Source organism: Psychrobacter sp. LFX-11D (genome assembly GCF_904846475.1).
Taxonomy (GTDB): Bacteria; Pseudomonadota; Gammaproteobacteria; order Pseudomonadales; family Moraxellaceae; genus Psychrobacter; species Psychrobacter cryohalolentis.
In genome coordinates this window covers 1-17,057 of the sequence record NZ_CAJHAV010000023.1, presented here as the reverse complement: position 1 = coordinate 17,057, position 17,057 = coordinate 1, and the positions used below count along the sequence as shown (strand labels likewise).

At 42.4% G+C, this 17,057-nt stretch carries 16 protein-coding genes and 1 pseudogene; 8 read left to right on the top strand and 9 right to left on the bottom strand.

Going from position 1 to position 17,057, the window contains the following annotated elements:
- Positions 1–351: 351 nt before the first annotated feature.
- Together JMX75_RS12495 and JMX75_RS12490 are read right to left on the bottom strand one after the other, a co-directional pair.
- Positions 352–1,935, bottom strand: coding sequence for a Fic family protein (locus JMX75_RS12495; RefSeq protein WP_201532527.1), 1,584 nt, complete (start codon positions 1,933–1,935; stop codon positions 352–354).
- Positions 1,936–2,244: 309 nt separating this feature from the next.
- Positions 2,245–2,835, bottom strand: a complete 591-nt coding sequence (locus tag JMX75_RS12490; RefSeq protein WP_062844955.1) for a recombinase family protein — start codon at positions 2,833–2,835, stop codon at positions 2,245–2,247.
- A gap of 230 nt (positions 2,836–3,065) precedes the next feature.
- Between JMX75_RS12490 and JMX75_RS12485 the strand changes: the two genes are divergently transcribed.
- On the top strand, positions 3,066–3,530 hold the full coding sequence (locus JMX75_RS12485) for an NUDIX hydrolase (RefSeq protein WP_007115209.1): 465 nt from the start codon (positions 3,066–3,068) through the stop codon (positions 3,528–3,530).
- 253 nt (positions 3,531–3,783) lie between these two features.
- Here JMX75_RS12485 and JMX75_RS12480 read toward each other — a convergent pair whose 3' ends face one another.
- Positions 3,784–4,113: a four-helix bundle copper-binding protein gene (locus tag JMX75_RS12480; protein ID WP_084212324.1), complete on the bottom strand. Its 330-nt coding sequence runs from the start codon at positions 4,111–4,113 to the stop codon at positions 3,784–3,786.
- Positions 4,114–4,225: 112 nt separating this feature from the next.
- Positions 4,226–4,357 carry a hypothetical protein gene (locus JMX75_RS13075; protein ID WP_264673014.1) on the bottom strand — a complete coding sequence of 44 codons (132 nt, stop codon included), beginning with the start codon at positions 4,355–4,357 and terminating at the stop codon, positions 4,226–4,228.
- A gap of 166 nt (positions 4,358–4,523) precedes the next feature.
- Here JMX75_RS13075 and JMX75_RS12470 point away from each other — a divergent pair, with 166 nt between their 5' ends.
- From JMX75_RS12470 to JMX75_RS12450, 5 genes and pseudogenes are all read left to right on the top strand, one after another.
- On the top strand, positions 4,524–4,937 hold the full coding sequence (locus JMX75_RS12470) for a cation efflux protein, CzcI-like (protein ID WP_227502390.1): 414 nt from the start codon (positions 4,524–4,526) through the stop codon (positions 4,935–4,937).
- Between the two features lie 48 nt (positions 4,938–4,985).
- Complete coding sequence (locus tag JMX75_RS12465) at positions 4,986–6,311, top strand: TolC family protein (RefSeq protein WP_068034973.1); 1,326 nt, start codon at positions 4,986–4,988, stop codon at positions 6,309–6,311.
- Between the two features lies 1 nt (position 6,312).
- The gene (locus JMX75_RS12460) at positions 6,313–7,542 is read left to right on the top strand and encodes an efflux RND transporter periplasmic adaptor subunit (RefSeq protein WP_181718489.1); all 1,230 of its coding nucleotides are present in this window, start codon (positions 6,313–6,315) and stop codon (positions 7,540–7,542) included.
- Positions 7,532–10,672, top strand: a complete 3,141-nt coding sequence (locus JMX75_RS12455) for an efflux RND transporter permease subunit (RefSeq protein ID WP_181718477.1) — start codon at positions 7,532–7,534, stop codon at positions 10,670–10,672. The genes JMX75_RS12460 and JMX75_RS12455 overlap by 11 nt, the downstream gene beginning before the upstream one ends.
- An 86-nt stretch (positions 10,673–10,758) precedes the next feature.
- Positions 10,759–10,881, top strand: a pseudogene (locus JMX75_RS12450) (cation transporter); the annotation flags it as partial.
- A 199-nt stretch (positions 10,882–11,080) separates the two neighbouring features.
- Here JMX75_RS12450 and JMX75_RS12445 read toward each other — a convergent pair.
- Positions 11,081–11,290, bottom strand: coding sequence for a plasmid partition protein ParG (locus JMX75_RS12445; RefSeq protein ID WP_025652656.1), 210 nt, complete (start codon positions 11,288–11,290; stop codon positions 11,081–11,083).
- A 3-nt stretch (positions 11,291–11,293) separates the two neighbouring features.
- On the bottom strand, positions 11,294–11,932 hold the full coding sequence (gene parA / locus JMX75_RS12440; protein WP_201532526.1) for a ParA family partition ATPase: 639 nt from the start codon (positions 11,930–11,932) through the stop codon (positions 11,294–11,296).
- 316 nt (positions 11,933–12,248) lie between these two features.
- Here parA and JMX75_RS12435 point away from each other — a divergent pair, with 316 nt between their 5' ends.
- Together JMX75_RS12435 and JMX75_RS12430 are read left to right on the top strand one after the other, a co-directional pair.
- On the top strand, positions 12,249–12,473 hold the full coding sequence (locus JMX75_RS12435; protein ID WP_057758779.1) for a helix-turn-helix domain-containing protein: 225 nt from the start codon (positions 12,249–12,251) through the stop codon (positions 12,471–12,473).
- Between the two features lie 155 nt (positions 12,474–12,628).
- Positions 12,629–12,904, top strand: coding sequence for a hypothetical protein (locus JMX75_RS12430; protein ID WP_201532525.1), 276 nt, complete (start codon positions 12,629–12,631; stop codon positions 12,902–12,904).
- A 187-nt stretch (positions 12,905–13,091) separates the two neighbouring features.
- Here JMX75_RS12430 and JMX75_RS12425 read toward each other — a convergent pair whose 3' ends face one another.
- Genes JMX75_RS12425 through JMX75_RS12415 form a run of 3 tightly spaced genes read right to left on the bottom strand, consistent with a single transcriptional unit; the run spans position 13,092 to position 16,724 of the window.
- The gene (locus JMX75_RS12425; RefSeq protein WP_201532524.1) at positions 13,092–14,048 is read right to left on the bottom strand and encodes a hypothetical protein; all 957 of its coding nucleotides are present in this window, start codon (positions 14,046–14,048) and stop codon (positions 13,092–13,094) included.
- Between the two features lie 25 nt (positions 14,049–14,073).
- A complete protein-coding gene (locus JMX75_RS12420; RefSeq protein ID WP_201532523.1) occupies positions 14,074–14,487 on the bottom strand; it encodes a hypothetical protein in 414 nt (137 codons plus the stop codon).
- Between the two features lie 8 nt (positions 14,488–14,495).
- A complete protein-coding gene (locus JMX75_RS12415; RefSeq protein ID WP_201532522.1) occupies positions 14,496–16,724 on the bottom strand; it encodes a MobA/MobL family protein in 2,229 nt (742 codons plus the stop codon).
- Between the last annotated feature and the right edge of the window lie 333 nt (positions 16,725–17,057).

Genomic DNA, 17,057 nt, shown 5'->3' with positions numbered 1-17,057 from the left:
AAATACTCAAATACTCAAATACTCAAATACTCAAATACTCAAATACTCAAATACTCAAATACTCAAATACTCAAATACTCAAATACTCAAATACTCAAATACTCAAATACTCAAATACTCAAATACTCAAAATTATTTTGAGGATCTGTAATAACCTTGTCAAATAAAAATTGTCTGTTATCAAAGTTCCTCTAATATATTCTGTTTAAGTAAGAAAAATATTGATTACGTTTCAAGTTACAGTATTTTAGCCGAATCTTTTATAAACGAATCATTATCGCAACGATGATACTGATACTAGCTTAAGCTTGATTATCAAGGCAGATTTTCTTGCGTATAGCAGGGTTTGTTCTAACTATTCAAACCATCTGCTTCATCTTTAAAGGTTTCTACAACCACAGAGAAAATATCGTCCCAAACCTCATCATTTGCCAAAAACGGATAATCCTTCAATAGCTTATTACTTTTAACACCCTTATTTTGTAGCATGCTACGAATAATTCTATCGGCATAGCTGTTGGGCATCTCAACAATCTCTTTTATCGCCAGTCGTGCATGGTCATGCTTTCTTAGGTACTGTGACTCGTTATGCATCTCTTTTTCAATAACATGAGCAATGAGTCCTGATAAGTACTGAACGTGAGGCGTTAGATCCATAAAGCGCCATGCAGGTTGAATTAGGTGAGTATTTCCAAAATTTAAGTTTGAGCGAATACCATCAGGGTAAGTAATCGCTTGTTTATCAAAGCTGTAATGATCACGGATTTGCTCCATAAGTGGCACGGATACACGGTCTAAAATTTTGTCATAGGCATGACGGTCTGAGGGATGCTCAGCAATGGCTTGTGATATAGGTAGGATAATCGGCTCATGAATGACCTGGTCTCGCCTGAGGACGTCATTAATTAAGAAGCGATGTACACGGCCATTGCCATCCGCCAGCGGATGAATATATACAAAAGCAAAGGAGGCAACCGCACTACGCATCAGTGCTGATTGTCCCTCAGTCTTTTCCATAAATACCTGTAACCCTGCTAGCTTGTTAGCAATGTCATCAGCAGGTGGCGCGATATAGTGCACAATTTCTTTAAAGCCATTCACCTGAGTATGCGACACAAAAACTGGTGATTGACGGATGCCGTACTGCTGAATAATAGTTTTACTACCCAATATGTCTTGTTGCAACTCTGCTAGCGACTCAGGATCAAGCGGAATATCGCCCTTGCCGGTACGCCGTGCCATTACATCGGCGAAACGTTCAATACGTTTTAACTCTTTCCCTTCACCTTCTATAGTAAAACTGGCTTTACTCTCTCGTAATGTCATCCATACGGAGGCACGCATCAGTAAGTCTTGCCCAAATTCATCGTTCAGCTTGTCAACCATTGTGGCAATATCGAGTGCAGCGGCTTGCGTAAACAACTCTGTTTTCACCAATTGAGGACAGAAATGACGGGTTCCTGCAAGATTGTCATTGATACGCCAACGAGCATTCTTTATGACATGCGCAGGGCTTGAAGTAACCTGCTTCTTAGCATCTAAAGCGTCCACATAGTTACCGCCTAAATTACTCGGTACTGCTAACTGCTGACCCATGAGCCACTCATACAAGAAAGCCATTCTACGGGCATAGCTGCCTGTCGGCTCAGCGTTTACCCATGCTTGTACGTCATCAGCACCTACCTGCTCAAATAGACGAACCAGTAACTCTAAATTCAGTACTTCATGACGCATGTGAAACTGTAAGTGCGCAATGATAGTGTCCAGTGGACGCGCGGTTTCCTGATAAGCGTTATGAATGACGTCACCGTCTTTATAGGTTTGTCTGCGCCCACCGATACTACTGATGACATATAAAGGGGACACCAGCTCGATGCTGGCATAACGGATAAGCCATGCTGCGCCAATAGGGTCTGAAGTAGGGGTATTCATCATGAGGGGCTCAAGCGATTATAGATAAGCTATTTTGCAGAAAAGCGATTATGAATGCAATATAATGATTATAATGAAGCCTCATTGCATTAAATCGATTTTTATATGACGCTGTGATGTCTTTAGATAAAGATCGAAGGGCGTTTTAAGTGGGCATAATTGAACGAAATTGAATGATGAAAATACACCGTTCTTAACACAGCTACGTAGTAATAGAGTACCTATTTCTGCAAATAAAGCCTTCTTGCCTCGCGTGTAAAGCCTTATATATCAGCTGTTTATGAACAAAAATAAAATAAAATACCTCAGCTATTAGCCCTGCTTTAACACCCGATAAACCGTAGCCACCCCAACACCAACCGCCTTAGCAATCTCCTCTTTTGTCATATTGTTTTGACTGGCTAATTCTTTAATACGATTGTGTTTCGTTGTATTAGGCTTCTTACCAGTGGGCTTATAACCACTGTTCGCCAATCCCTGCTTAATACGCTCTCTACGTTTGTCGTTATCAAGCTTTGCCATTGTGGCTAATAAGTCGATCAACATATCGTTGATCACCCTGAGAATATCCCCGGTCATACCCTCACTGACTGTATGCGTCGTTGGCAGATCAGCCACCACTAATCGTAAGCCCTTGTCTTTGATGCGCTGCTTTAGAATTGCAAAATCATCTTGAGATAATCGGCTTAATCTATCCACGCTTTCAACCAGTAGAATATCGCCTTGCTCAGCGTCCTTTAGCAGCTTGGCTAATAATGGTCTATCGAGCTTTGTACCACTGAAATGCTCGACGTACTCAACATGGTTATCATCATAACTTGTACTGAAAGCCACCAAATCAGCCAATGCTCTGGTAGCGTCTTGATCCTTAGTGCTGGCTCTCACATAAATACGAACAGTCATAACCCACCTCTATTATTTAGACTTAATAATTAGTGCTCATTGATAATAACAAGATATTACTATCATTTAATAATATAAAAAAGTCTAATGATAGATAGATTATCATTTAAAGGTTTTATGTTTTGGGTATAGTCTAATGGTAGATTGTCAGGCGCTTTCACTGGTTCGGTTCCCTAGTGAGGACTTGAATATTAAGCTATCCTCTATGTCCTATTCTCAATTGAGTTTTTATGTCTAATATACTAAGTAATGAACCTATAATACAATACGAACCACAGAGCCTACGTCCAATAGTAGCTACTATTGGAGTACTTTTTAAAGATGGAAAGGTGCTTTTAGTACGCCGTGCTAACCCACCCGATGCAGGTCGATGGGGTTTTCCCGGTGGTAAAATTGAACGTGGGGAAACTGTTAAAGATGCTGCCGTTCGTGAACTTTATGAAGAGACAAGCATTGTATCAAAAGCCTTTAAGACATTTAACGCTGTAGACGCGTTTGACTTTGATAGTAGTGGTAAGCTTCGTCACCATTTTGTTCTTGTAGCCGTACTTTGTATTTGGGTTTCTGGTGATCCTCTAGCAGGTGATGACGCCCTAGAAGCTAGATTTTTCGATATTGAAGATTTGATCAATGCAGATTTAGCCCTTAGCTTAGATGTTAAAGAAATAGCATTACAAGCAGCTGAGTTACTCTAAAAAGTAATAAAGTTCGATATTCTACACCCTCCCAGTAACAGCCGATGTAGCCTTACGTTTGCACGATGCTTTAGGTATTAGTGCTGATTTACTCATGCGCGTTCAATCAAAGTACTCTCTTTGGATCGAATCGCAAAAACAACGTCCACAAATTCAGCCATTTTTTGCGAGTTGTTAGTGGTTTGACCCACTAACAACTAACACGTTGGCTATTCATTGAGTAAATCCTAAACTCAACTAATTCTTTTATTTATCAGGCAACCATTTTTCGACATTCGACGGCACATTCACGGCAAGCATCAGCACATTGCTGGCAGTATTGATGCTCATGTTGGCTACATTCATCTGCACAGTATTCACAAGCCTTGGCACAAAGCTCACAAATTTCTTTCATAAAAGGAGATTCTGTTTGCTGCATACGAGCACAGAGCTGACAAATATCTGCACAATCTAGACAACGCTGAATACATTCTCGCATCATCTCCAGATTTTCTTCTTTTAGACAGGCATTTGCACAACTGGCACAGGTAAGGTAACAGCTCATACATGCCTTTGCGCAATCTGAAAATTGGATATCGTTCATCATACTTACCTAAAGTCAATTGATTTAGGAAAATGCTAATCAAAAAAAAAGATATACACTAGGACGATTATGTAAGGGAAAGTAAAATAGTCATAGATTTTGTTAAATGGTTTTAGGAGAGTGTAAATGCAGTGTCGATGAAGGACTGCATGAGCTGCTTTTGAAAGTCTTTGATGTCATCGAAGCTTTTCATGCTGCTGGCCATTTGCTCAGCCAGTTTCTTGATGTCAGATTGGTTAGTCATTGCTTATTCTCCTGTTAGTGGATTATAAGCAGTTACACAAAGTTTGGGAAACTCTCATGGAAAATTGCCTTTTGAGTTTGAAGCAATGTACAATGATAAGATTAACCCGTTAGGTCAGGTGGCCTAACTTAAATAAAAAGTCTCCGACAAACCCGGTACGGTTCAGATGATGCGTTCTACTACATGGATTACAGTCTTGGTTGGATTGTTCATGTTCCAAAGCTTTTGGAATGTGGCGGCGGCCTTTTGTGTCCATGAACAACAGCCTCAATCACAGCAGAGTTATCATTTTGGTCATCACCAAAATACCTTGTGTGCCAGCGATAGTCGTCAACACGATCATAATGGACAGTCAGAAAACATAAAAACATTCAGTAGCGATTTAGAAATCGGTGAAGATCATCAAGATCATCTACCATCGATGATGCATTTGATTGTACAAAATGAAAAAGTAGATGTGTTTCATCCAAGCTCTGAAGTTAAAGTGAATCCACAATTTCATTGGAAAAACAGCTATCAGGCTCCTGACCTGTTTCAACAAAGCCTACCTCCCGAATTTTCCCCGCTCATGGTGGGGTAGCCTAAAACATTCCCACCACTTTTATTATTTAAATAAGTGGGAAAAATCATGTCTTCACAATCAATTATACTCTTGCGTCATAGCTTGGTTGCTTGTATATGTGCAGCGGCTATGCAATATAGCTATGCTGAAAACGTTACCAGCTTTGAATCCGCTTTAGCAAAAGTACAAAGTTACCAGACTCAAGACAAGCCGTGGCAACAAGTTCAGCAAATATCTGAATTGAATATTCAGCAAAGTCGGTTATGGCAGAATCCAAGTATAAGTTTAGAACAGTCTGGCTTTGGCTCAGGTCAAGAACAGGAATTCAATGTTGGCGTTAGTCAACCTCTAGATCTATTTGGTCAGCGTAAGCTGAACCGGGTGATTGCCAATACCTCGAATCAACAAATCCAATTGCAACAGCAATTATGGAAGGCACAAAGCCAACTGATTGTTAAATTTGCATGGTCGCAATTTGCACTTGCTGAGGTTGAGCAGTCTGCTTATTCAGTACAGTTAAAAACAAGTAAAGTCAATCTGGACAGTGCCCAGAAACGCTATCAGGCAGGCAGTATTGCCCTGGTTGATTTTGAGCGTGCCCAAATTGAAGCGCTAGAAATCCAACGACTTTATCAGCAAGCGATGCTGAATAAACAAGCTGCCGGTCGTCAGCTGTCTAATTTGTGGGGGGGAGAAACATCTTCACATCTTCAATTGAATAAAACCGCTATCCCTTGGCCAGAGCAAAGTCTCCAAACTGTGCAACGGTATATTGCTGAAGGGTGGCTAGAAAAATTCTATGCCTTGAACATTCAGCAATCGGATCATCAAATTGAAAATTTAAGAATTCAGGCACGTCCCAATCCGACTTTAAATGTAGGCATGAAACGTAGCAAAACCCCTAATGAAAGCAACGATACGACTTTAGCAATCGGCGTGGCTATTCCACTGAATATTTTCAATCGCCAGCAATATGCGATCCCGATGGTCCAGCAACAGCAAATATTGCTGAACCAACAGCAGCAGCGTGAGCTGAAGCAACAAATACTCGATATTGCCAACAGCATGCATCAGCTCAAAGGTTTACGTAGCCAGTTCGATGCCACAACAGCACAAGTTACTTTGGCGACCAAAGTTCAGAGCCGTACTTTACTAGGGTTTCAGGCAGGGAAACTGTCCATTACCGACGTTCAGCAAGCAACCACCCAACTGCAGAATCTTCGATTGGGTCAATTACAAACTCTACGTCAAGCTTGGCAAACTGCCCTAGCAGCTGAGGCACTCAGTATTGGCACAAGTTATGAAGAAATTAGCCGTTCGGATGCCTATACACAACTGAATAAAAAGGCAGTCGAAGCATCGCAAAATTTAATCAATGGGGGAGCACGATAAAATGAACGCCAAGCAAAACGGAAAAATATCCCAGTCTCTCATGATTGCAATTTTGATTCTGATTACGGTCTTGGTCAGTCTGGCTATTTGGTTAAGTTCAAAAAAAACTGAATCTGAGGGGCGTGGTTATGATGAGGGAAATGCCGAATATTCTGATGAAGATAGTTCTGAAGAAGGACATGCTGAAGAAGGCGAAATACAACTGACCAGCCAACAAATGGTTGAACAAGGTTTAAAAGTTGCTGTTGCATCCACAGGATTGGTTGAAAAGCTGACAACCCTGCCAGGTAAATTGGTGGTGAATACCGATCAACAAGCGCATATATCGCCTAATTTTAGTGGTCATGTCGAGCAGATCAATGTGGCTTTAGGACAGAGCGTGCAAAAAGGACAAACGCTGGCTGTACTAACCGTGCCTGAACTGATCGACCAACAGGCAAATCTGCGTATGGCACAGGTGAATCTGGATTTGGCCCGTAAAGATTACCAGCGCGAACAGCAACTCTGGTCACAGGGGGTTTCTGCCAAACAGGATTACCAGCGTGCCGAAAATGCCTACCGTCAAGCGCAGATTACTGTCCAGTCCTCACAAGCACGTTTAAATGCATTAGGTGCAAGTGGCAATAACAATGGGCGTTTTCTGATTAAAGCACCGATCTCTGGGGTGATCAGTCAAAAAGATATTGTGGTCGGTGAAAATGTGCAACAGGCTAATCAGCTCTTTGTCATTGAACAGCTGAAAGATTTATGGCTTGAGTTTAATTTGCCGAATCAATTCTCAGGTCAACTGCAAGCCGGGCAAAAAATTGACTTTAAAGTGAATGATTCAGATCAAATCTATAAAGCTACTGTACAAAGCTTAACCTCTCAGGCAGATGTACAAACAGGGCGTCTGGTGGTGCGCGCAAAACTCGATGCGCAAGCTACTGAGTTGCGTTCTAATGTGTTAGTGATAGTGTTGATTCCGGAAGCTACAGCAAAATCAGCCCTTCGGATTCAAAAGTCTGCGCTGCAAAGTATTGAAGGTGAAGACAGTATTTTCATCGTAGATTCAGAACAAAAAGGTCAAGTCCACTTAAAAGCACAGAAAGTGCAATTGGGGCAGGCTTCAAGTGATGGACAATGGCTTGAAGTGATTTCTGGGCTGACTGAAGGGCAGAAGTATATCGCTCAAGGCAGTTTCTTGTTGAAATCTGAATTAGAAAAAGATGAGGCCGGTCATGGGCATTAATCAAGATTTACCTCGTCCTGAAGGATTATTTGAGCGTATTATTCAGTTTTCCATACAAAATGCGATTTGGGTGTTGCTCTTTGTCTGTACCTGGATTGCGGTCGGGGTGTATAGCTATCAGAAACTCCCGATTGATGCTGTACCCGATATTACCAATACCCAAGTACAGATTAATACTCAAGCCAAGGGTTTTACTGCGCTTGAAGTCGAACAGCGGATTACCTATCCCATTGAAAATGCCATGGCTGGCATTCCGGATCTGGAGCTTACCCGTTCCATATCCCGTTATGGACTCTCTCAAGTCACCATTGTCTTTAAAGATGGGACTGATATTTATTGGGCCCGTCAGCAGATTAACCAACGGATACAGGAGGCGCAATCTGAGTTGCCTGCACAAATCGCACCGACGATGTCCCCCGTTTCTACGGGTCTCGGTGAGATTTATCAATGGGTACTGAAGGCAGATCCGAATGCGAAAAAGCCGGATGGAACTGCATACACGCCGATGGATTTGCGTGAGATTCAGGACTGGATTGTGCGTCCTCAACTGCAACGTGTTAAGGGAGTTGCAGAGGTCAACAGTATTGGTGGTTTTGAAAAAACCTATGTGGTCTCTCCCGATTTAAACCGGATGCAGCAACTGAATATCTCATTAGAACAACTGCAACAGGCTTTAGCGCAAAATAATGAGAACCGAGGTGCAGGTTATATTGAAGACAATGGTCAGCAACTGACGGTACGTGTACCGGGTGCATTCAATGGGCTTTCTGATATTGAGAACACCATGCTGGGTAGCCCAAATGGCAGCCCAATTCGGGTTGGTGATATTGCGCAAGTCTCTATTGGGCATGATTTAAGAACCGGTGGGGCAACCTATAACGGCAAAGAAACCGTTTTAGGGATTGCCATGATGGCGATGGGTGGAAATAGCCGGACTGTTTCTAAAGCTGTGGATGCCAAGCTTCAAGATATTCAGAATAGTTTGCCTAAAGGGGTAGTGATTGAAACGGTGTACGACCGTACTACCTTGGTTGAGAAGGCGATTAAAACCGTTCAGAAAAACTTGGTAGAGGGAGCAATCCTGGTCATCATCATTCTGTTCCTGTTTTTAGGGAATATCCGTGCTGCCTTGATTACTGCCTGTGTCATTCCACTCTCTATGCTGTTTACCTTAACCGGGATGGCACAGCAAAATATCAGTGCCAATCTGATGAGTTTAGGTGCACTCGATTTCGGCATCATTGTCGATGGTGCTGTGGTGATTGTCGAAAACTGTATCCGGCGTTTAGCCCATACACAGCAACTGTTAAAACGACCTCTCACACAAAGTGAACGCTTTAAGGAAGTTTTTCTGGCTGCCCGCCAAGCACGTCGTCCTCTTATTTTTGGTCAGCTTATTATTTTGGTGGTGTATTTGCCGATTTTTGCTTTAAGTGGTGTGGAAGCAAAAATGTTCCATCCGATGGCATTGACAGTGGTACTCGCCCTTGTTGCAGCCATTATTTTATCGATCACCTTTGTGCCTGCTGCTGTGGCATTGTGGGTCAAAGGCGATATTCAAGAAAAAGAAAGTCGTTGGATGTTATGGCTAAAAGCTAAATATCAGCAAACTCTTGATATTTCGTATCAATACAAAGCAGTTGTGCTGACTTTTGCACTGTGTTTATTAGTGATTACGGGATTTATCAGTACCAAACTCGGCAGTGAATTTGCACCACAGCTCAGTGAAGGAGACTTTGCGATACAACAGTTACGTTCACCAAGTACAGGCTTAGAAGAGTCTTTACGTATTCAGGAGAATACTGAAAAACTTCTTTTAAAGAGTTTCCCTGAAATTAAGGCAGTATTTGCCAGAACGGGTACAGCCGAGGTTGCAACAGATGTCATGCCACCCAATATTTCAGATGGCTATATCATGTTAAAGCCTCGTTCAGAATGGCCAAATCCTAAAGAAAGTTTAGATGAATTACGTGGCCGTATGGTGACGTATTTAGCCACGATTCCAGGCAATAATAGTGAATTTTCACAACCGATTGAACTCCGATTTAATGAATTGATCTCAGGTGTGCGTAGTGATGTTGGTGTGAAAATCTTCGGTGATGATATGAATGTCCTCAATACTGAGGCGACTAAAATCTCCAAAATCATTCAGCAAATATCGGGTAGCAGTGCCGTGAAAGTTGAGCAGACCTCAGGTTTGCCATTACTGAATGTCGAGGTAAATAAAACTTTGGCTGCACAATATGGTTTGAGTGTGCGTTCAATTCAAGACCTTGTGGCAACCAGTATTGGTGGACAAAGCGTGGGAGAGATTTTAGAAGGCGATCGTCGTTTTGATTTTGTTATCCGTCTTGGAGAGCAAGACCGTAGTGTCGCATCTGTTTCCCAGTTACCTATTCAGCTTCCAAATGGTGGCAGTATTTTATTGTCGGATGTCGCGCAAGTCTCGACCATTGAAGGAATCAACCAAGTCAGTCGAGAAAATGGTAAACGCCGAGTTGTGGTTACAACGAATGTTGAAGGGCGTGATTTAGGGTCTTTTGTTTCTGATGTACAGACACAGCTCAAAGCATACACTTTGCCAAGTGGTTATTGGATAGAATATGGCGGTCAGTTTGAAAATTTGGCTTCAGCCAAAGCACGGATGCAAATCGTGATTCCACTGGCTTTAATCACTATCTTTATTTTACTGATGGCGGTCTTTCACAATGTCAAAGAAAGTCTATTGGTCTTTACCGGGATACCCTTTGCCTTGACCGGTGGTGTGCTGTTCCTTTGGCTAAGGGATATTCCATTATCGATGTCAGCTGGAATTGGCTTTATTGCCTTATCTGGTGTTGCAGTCCTCAATGGACTGGTAATGCTGACCTTTATTAAGGAATTAAGGGACAAATATCCAGTGCATAAAGCCGTGTGGCAAGGGGCTATTTTGCGCTTAAGACCAGTGTTGATGACAGCTTGTGTGGCTTCACTGGGTTTTGTACCAATGGCGCTGTCAACCGGAACAGGGGCTGAGGTTCAACGGCCACTGGCAACCGTAGTGATTGGCGGGATTATCTCTTCAACATTACTAACTTTGGTGCTGTTACCCGTGCTTTATCGTTGGATAAATGAAAAAAAAGTTTCTTAATCCAATAGATTAGTCGATTTACAGCAGAGATATTGGCTGTTATCCAATATCTCTGCTCATCATAAATAGAATAAGGAAAATATTTTATGTCAGAACATCATGATCATAGCCATGCGGTTGTTACTGAAGAAAATAGTAAGAAGTTAATGGTTGCCTTAGGTTTAACGACTACTTTTTTAATAGTAGAAGTTGTCGCTGCTTTTGAGACCATCCCGAATTCTGTGTAACTGCCGTTTAGATTAAATGCTTGCTGATACGGTCATCAAACATAATCATAAAACGATTCAGAGCAGACGTCCAGTTACGGATTGGCATCGACCACGAGCCCATCCTGGATTTTGTGTAACTTCTATTTGCTAATAGGGTATAAGAAGTTACACAAAGTTTAGGAAAGTCCCTTTTTTATACCTATCGCTCAACCAACTTTTCCTCAATCATTTCAGTCAACAACTCAGTCACCGTTTTTCGGCTTTCAAGCGCGTACCGCTTGAGCGCAATGTGTTTATCTTCATCTAAATTAAAATTCACGCGTACCGTCTTTTTGGGACTGTCCGTCACATCCGATAAAGCCAATTGATCCTTAACGTTCTTACTAGGACGACCTGCTGATAAACTCATGACTTACTCCTCACCAAAAAATATTTGAATCTCACTGACCAATGCGGTTATCTCTTGTATCGCATTGCTACTAGGCGATTCGGTATCAAATACTGTCTTACCAAGGGCAGCACTATTAGGATAAGCAACTCGCTGCATCACTCTGGTCTCTAATACCGGAATATTATAATCAAGCAGCGCGGTTGCAACCTCTTTACCAATATTGGTATTTTGAATGGCGCGTGAGACAACAAAGGCTGCCTTTAGTTGGCCATCCATCATCTCAATACGCTGCTGCACTAAATCAACCAAATCGCTGGTCGCCCAGATATCATAGGGGCTCGGCTGCACCGGAATCAATATAAAATCAGCCGCTTTTATAGCAGAAATAGCCAGACTAGTAGCTTGCGGCGATCCATCGATCACCACGTACTCTTTATCAGAGACGTTTTTTAAATCTTTATCAAGTGTTGGTCTATCGAGCCCAATCACCGGTACCGGATTGTCTTCATCAACTGCTCTCCAGTCACGCGCACTGCCCTGCTGGTCACTATCCACCAACAAAACACTATGGCCTTTTAGCTGTAAGCCACGAGCCAAATGCGTTGCGATGGTAGTCTTACCGCTGCCACCCTTTTGATTTAATACCGCGATTACCTTCATAAATACAGATCCCTGTAGTATGTATTGAGTATATAAGTATATAAGTATATAAGTATATAAGTATAACTAAAAATGTACGTCACATCATTACTAATAGCAATATCTTATAGTAAAAATAGCATCGTCTTTTCTAACGAGCGTATATCCATCATGATGGACGTCCTGTATCAAAGACAGTATCATAAACTGCCTACTACTAGATAAATTGTCGCTATTGGATATCAATTTGAGCTACTAAAAGCAATACTTCATCAGCTCATATTCGTTATAATCCGCTCACCAATCAAAAACCACTAATATGAATGAGGGAACCACTATGGTGAAGTGTCACTTATCGACCATCATGGGTGAAAGACGCCTTAAAATTGCCGATATCTCAAGAGATACTGGTATCAATCGTGGCACCATTACTCGCATGTATCATGAAGAAGCCACCCGCGTTGATCTAGATGTCATCGAGTCTTTATGTACTTATCTTAGAATCAATGTTGGTGATTTATACGAAATCATAAACGAGGACAGCAGTGAGTCACCAGCATAAATAACGTTATCATGAGCTGTAATTGTCTTTAAACGAATAAAAAGACCTACAGAAGGTTATTTTCTCTTGCAATAGATTAAAATATAGGTATAATTTGACCTGTAGTAAGTCATTTTACTTATTATATGCACATAATAATCTATAGGAGAATACCAATGAATAACAATCTATCTCGGCTCAATAGCTGCACATGGTTTAGTGAACAGACTAAAACGTTAGCCTCTCAGCTGTTATTAAACTTACAAATACAGCAAGGCGTACAGCTGGCAACCCTACTTGGTGTTGACCCCATTCTTTATAATGGTGAAGCGGTTTATGTCTGGGTGCAACGACAGCTAGATGACGGTCTTATCGTTGACGATTATGCGTTAAGCACCCTTGAAACTGCTTTTATAGAGTTGGTCACAGCTCACACTGACCAAGCAGCGTAATGGCTTTAGCTTATATTTACAGACAACTTGTTTAACAAGAAACAGTAACCCTTAAAGCCAGATAAAGTGTCATTATCTGGCTTTTTAATATAGACAAAGATAACGACAATCAAAAAAGCTTTTTTCAGTCTTATATGTCTCAGAAGACGCACTTTTGGGCAATATAGCTTACTATTACCATACGCCTTTACTCAGTCGGCTCTGCACGCGGCACCCCAGCTATTTTATAATAAACAAAGCCTCTCTCATCTCTCAAAACACTTTTACTGTCTGCTCTAACGCACCAGCTGATTGCATCAGGCTGCGCTTCATTAACATCACAAGCCAAAATAATCTGCTGACTTTGAGCGTTATCAAATGCCTGCTTCCACCCCGTTTCAAGCTCATCGATGCCGCGCTGTAGCTCTGCTTGCTGGTATCTCATCTCTGCAATCTCATCAAAGCTTGGCACATACCAAAATACCAGGGCCACCAAACTTATTATCACAGCCATCGTACCCGCTGCGACAGCGGCTGCAATCCTTTTAATACTCATAGTCTCAATGGACTTATGAATTTTGTCCAAGTCTTTACTAGCTCTACCCTCGACCTGCTCAATCCGCGTTTTGGTGGTGGTCTCAAAGGTCTCAATATCTTCAATAATCTGCTTATGACCAGCTTGGTACTGATTGGTGAATAGGGCTAGATTGTCCGCGCTTGCGCTAAGTTTATCAGCAACTCCTTGCATGGTACTGATTTGTACCTCTATGCTATCGCTTTTAGCAGTGACGACCGACTCTACAGCCGTATCAATCTGCTGTTTCATATCGGTGATGATGCCCGCTATTTTGTCATCATAACGACGCGGCATCTCATTGTCAGTGAAAGCCGTCACTGCTGCTTGAAGCTGCTTTAACACGAGTTCTTGATACTGGCTCAATGCCTGCGAAGTCGTGCTTGCGCTACTACCTAATTCTTCAATGGCAGAAGACACCTCATTCACCTTGCTATCAATACCGCTAAGCGAACGCTCAAGCCGCCTCGCTACCGCATCATCGGCTCGCTTAATCAGCTCACGCAAGGCCCCAATGACCGGAGTCAATGAAGTCACTAGGTTAACAAGTTGATCGTGTATGTCTTGCTCATTGCTATTGTCTTTATTCATGGGGTACTCATTATTATAATGCCGCCTAAAATGGGCGTGGTGAGGAGTAGCGGCGTGTTTGTGCTTGTTCATGCGCTTGGATGGCGTTCTTCGTTTTTTGCAGGTGATCTGTCACAGTTTGTGTGAGCGTTGCCCCATCTATGGTGATAGCAGGAACGTGCTCAAAGCGCTCATTGATTTTCGTTAACACCTCGACCTTATCTTGATTGTCAGGCAAGCGCTCAAGCTGTTGCCATAGCGTCGTTGCTGCCTTCTGCACCTGCGTTGCAATTTTTTTAGCATCGGTGTCTCGTAAACTTTTTTGTAGTGTCGTAAAGCTGTCAGTGTGTTTTAGAGTAGTGAATATAAATGCTTGTGCGGCAACCGCCTCAGCCGCGTTGATCGCTTCGATCGGTGCATCAACGGCCTTAAAATCAAGGGTATTAACGCGGTTACGCACCCGTACCACTAAATTGTCAAATCGATCTCGATATGCTTTGGTCTCATTGATTCGCTGACGCTTAAGAGATGCCTCTGCTGCCGCCTCTGTTGTAAGGTTTCTCGCCGCCTGATCAAAGCCTCCTCTCGTGCGCGCTCAGCCTCTTTCTTAAGCTTTGCTTGCTCATGCGCTTTGTTGAGCTGATATTGCAGCGCCATAGTACGGCTGCGCCAGTCCTCAAGCCGATCTGCATTCAACTGAGTAGTCTTGGTACTTATGATTTCATCGTATAAATCATCATCTTGCACGATCACCGCCTCACTTTGATCCAGTAAGGCGATACGCTGCTCATAAAACGGTGATAAGCGCTGATAAGTCTTTTTACTGGTATTAATTTGCTGCTTTAACTGTTTGATGTCTTCATTATTGGTGGTCTTAAACGCTTTAACATCAGCGGCCAATGCCGTCAAACGAGTATCAGCATCCGCGTTTATCTCTACCGCTTTTAACGTACTGAGCACCTCACGCTCTTTTTGAAGATATTTAAAGCGCTCAACATCCAGATCTGCAAATGCGGCAAACTTATGATAAGTGTCCATGTTATTGGTGACGTCTATATCTTGTAGATCCGAAAACGCTTGATCCCACTGTAAGGATAAGTCGGATTTTTCAACATCAATCTCATCAAGCGCTTTAAAATCAGTAGCCAGCTTATTCAGCGTTGCGGCAAAAGGTTTTAAAGTGGCCTTTAGCGCCTTATGATCATCAATAACTCGATTGTTAAGGGGAATAAGCTTTTTTAAAACTGCTTTATTGTTCAGCACCGTTTTATCAATCTGTGACAGCTGCTCTTCAAGGCGGCTAACAGCGCGGCCTGTTTGTAGGGTGTCATCTTGTCTAAATTGATCAACCAACACTAAAGCCGTCTTTAGTGCCTCACTTTGCTCTTTCGTATGTATTTTCCGGGCAAGCTCAATCATTTTTTGGCGGGGCTCGCTAAAATCCTGTCCCACCTCCTCGGTGAACCGCTGGGTACTCTTAATGTTTTTATCAATGGTAATAATCTGTTTAGACTGGTGCGCTAACTCTTCATGCAGCGCATCAATGGTTGAAAATAAGGCGCTGCGTACCATCTTTTTTTGACTCACAAAGTTGGCTGAGATTGCTAAAAGCTCATCAAGTGCGTGATCATTGGCCGCATCACTATGCGTCTGATTCTTATTTTTAGGAATAGCGGGTTCAAGTTCAGCGGCAGGATCTACAAAGCGGATGTTACTGAGCTCAATTCGCGCAAAGGGCTTACGCTTTTTATAATGTATTGTGACGCCGTTAACCTCTTGTTCATTGCTTTCTAGGTCAATACGTCCCTTGTCGTCGTACTCAATTACCAGACCATTTTTTTCAATGTAAGCATTGATCTCATCAATCGTCTCGTTGTACTCATGAATCACTGAACGATTGCCTTTGAGAATATCCTTATATAGTGACTTACCCAGTTTCATTTTTGGTAAACGACTGATGCCCAGCTCACGGTAGGATTTCTCACTAATGGTTTTATTCTCAGGCAGTAGCTCATTGGCCATATCCGCCCAAAGGGTGCGTTGATATTTAAGCTCATCGCCGCGCCCGTTTAACCCCTTAGATAACCGCTCCTCCGTTGACCACTGCAACCAATTCTTGCGTGCTGATAAAGCATAACCCTTAACATCCGCTACTATCTCACGGCTTGAGAGTAAAATATGGGCATGAAAGTTACGACTGGTCAGCTCAACCACTTCAACCTCCCCCACATGTTTCTCGTGACTGTGGGGCCGATGAATGGCCACATCGACAAGCACGTTATAGCGATCAGATAATGTTTGAGCGTAGCACTCGGCCAGAACTATACGCTGATCAGCGGTGATTCCATCAGGAAACATCACATCAATCTCAGTACCCAATTGCGCGTTTTTACGAGTCTCAATGCGTTCGATATCATTCCAAAAACCCTCACGTGTCACTGCTAGATCCCCAGCAAGAGTTGGCGTTAACAACGCCGTATGCACCACATTTTTCTCAATAACTTGCGTGTATTTAGTGCCATCACTGTCCACTAAGTTTAAGATTTTGTCTTTAGCTTTACTGGTATAATCGTGGACGACTCCTGACTGCTCATCAACCAGTTTTGAGCCAGAATTATAAGCCGACTTTGCCACCACGCTATGATTTTTCGCCTTACTAACGGCGCTAACTGACAGATGAAACCCTTTATTATTCATAGCAAAAAAACCCAATATGGAGAGATGATTTTTTGGGGGTTGTAGGGGGTTCGCCCCCTGCCGGACGACGGAGTTTATGTAAAAAAATAGCGCCCCTTGTGGGTCTTTTTTACATAAACTCCTAAGTTCGCTCTTAACAGAGGGTTAAAATACTACTGCGCCCACGAAACGATGTGGTCTTGTGTATTTTACTACCTTGCATACCTGTGTATGTACTGCTAGGATCAACTCTATCATAGTTGGCTAAAAAAAGGATGAAGTAATGTCAGTAATATCAGATGATTTATTCGCAAATAAGATTAAGCAATTACAGGCTCTTAAAAAAGAGATTGA

What these genes read in the sequence shown, in the direction of transcription:
- JMX75_RS12495 (WP_201532527.1), bottom strand. Translation starts at nt 1,935, where the DNA reads ATGATGAATACCCCTACTTCAGACCCTATTGGCGCAGCATGGCTTATC.
- JMX75_RS12490 (WP_062844955.1), bottom strand. Translation starts at nt 2,835, where the DNA reads ATGACTGTTCGTATTTATGTGAGAGCCAGCACTAAGGATCAAGACGCT.
- JMX75_RS12485 (WP_007115209.1), top strand. Translation starts at nt 3,066, where the DNA reads ATGTCTAATATACTAAGTAATGAACCTATAATACAATACGAACCACAG.
- JMX75_RS12480 (WP_084212324.1), bottom strand. Translation starts at nt 4,113, where the DNA reads ATGAACGATATCCAATTTTCAGATTGCGCAAAGGCATGTATGAGCTGT.
- JMX75_RS13075 (WP_264673014.1), bottom strand. Translation starts at nt 4,357, where the DNA reads ATGACTAACCAATCTGACATCAAGAAACTGGCTGAGCAAATGGCCAGC.
- JMX75_RS12470 (WP_227502390.1), top strand. Translation starts at nt 4,524, where the DNA reads ATGATGCGTTCTACTACATGGATTACAGTCTTGGTTGGATTGTTCATG.
- JMX75_RS12465 (WP_068034973.1), top strand. Translation starts at nt 4,986, where the DNA reads ATGTCTTCACAATCAATTATACTCTTGCGTCATAGCTTGGTTGCTTGT.
- JMX75_RS12460 (WP_181718489.1), top strand. Translation starts at nt 6,313, where the DNA reads ATGAACGCCAAGCAAAACGGAAAAATATCCCAGTCTCTCATGATTGCA.
- JMX75_RS12455 (WP_181718477.1), top strand. Translation starts at nt 7,532, where the DNA reads ATGGGCATTAATCAAGATTTACCTCGTCCTGAAGGATTATTTGAGCGT.
- JMX75_RS12445 (WP_025652656.1), bottom strand. Translation starts at nt 11,290, where the DNA reads ATGAGTTTATCAGCAGGTCGTCCTAGTAAGAACGTTAAGGATCAATTG.
- parA (WP_201532526.1), bottom strand. Translation starts at nt 11,932, where the DNA reads ATGAAGGTAATCGCGGTATTAAATCAAAAGGGTGGCAGCGGTAAGACT.
- JMX75_RS12435 (WP_057758779.1), top strand. Translation starts at nt 12,249, where the DNA reads ATGGTGAAGTGTCACTTATCGACCATCATGGGTGAAAGACGCCTTAAA.
- JMX75_RS12430 (WP_201532525.1), top strand. Translation starts at nt 12,629, where the DNA reads ATGAATAACAATCTATCTCGGCTCAATAGCTGCACATGGTTTAGTGAA.
- JMX75_RS12425 (WP_201532524.1), bottom strand. Translation starts at nt 14,048, where the DNA reads ATGAATAAAGACAATAGCAATGAGCAAGACATACACGATCAACTTGTT.
- JMX75_RS12415 (WP_201532522.1), bottom strand. Translation starts at nt 16,724, where the DNA reads ATGAATAATAAAGGGTTTCATCTGTCAGTTAGCGCCGTTAGTAAGGCG.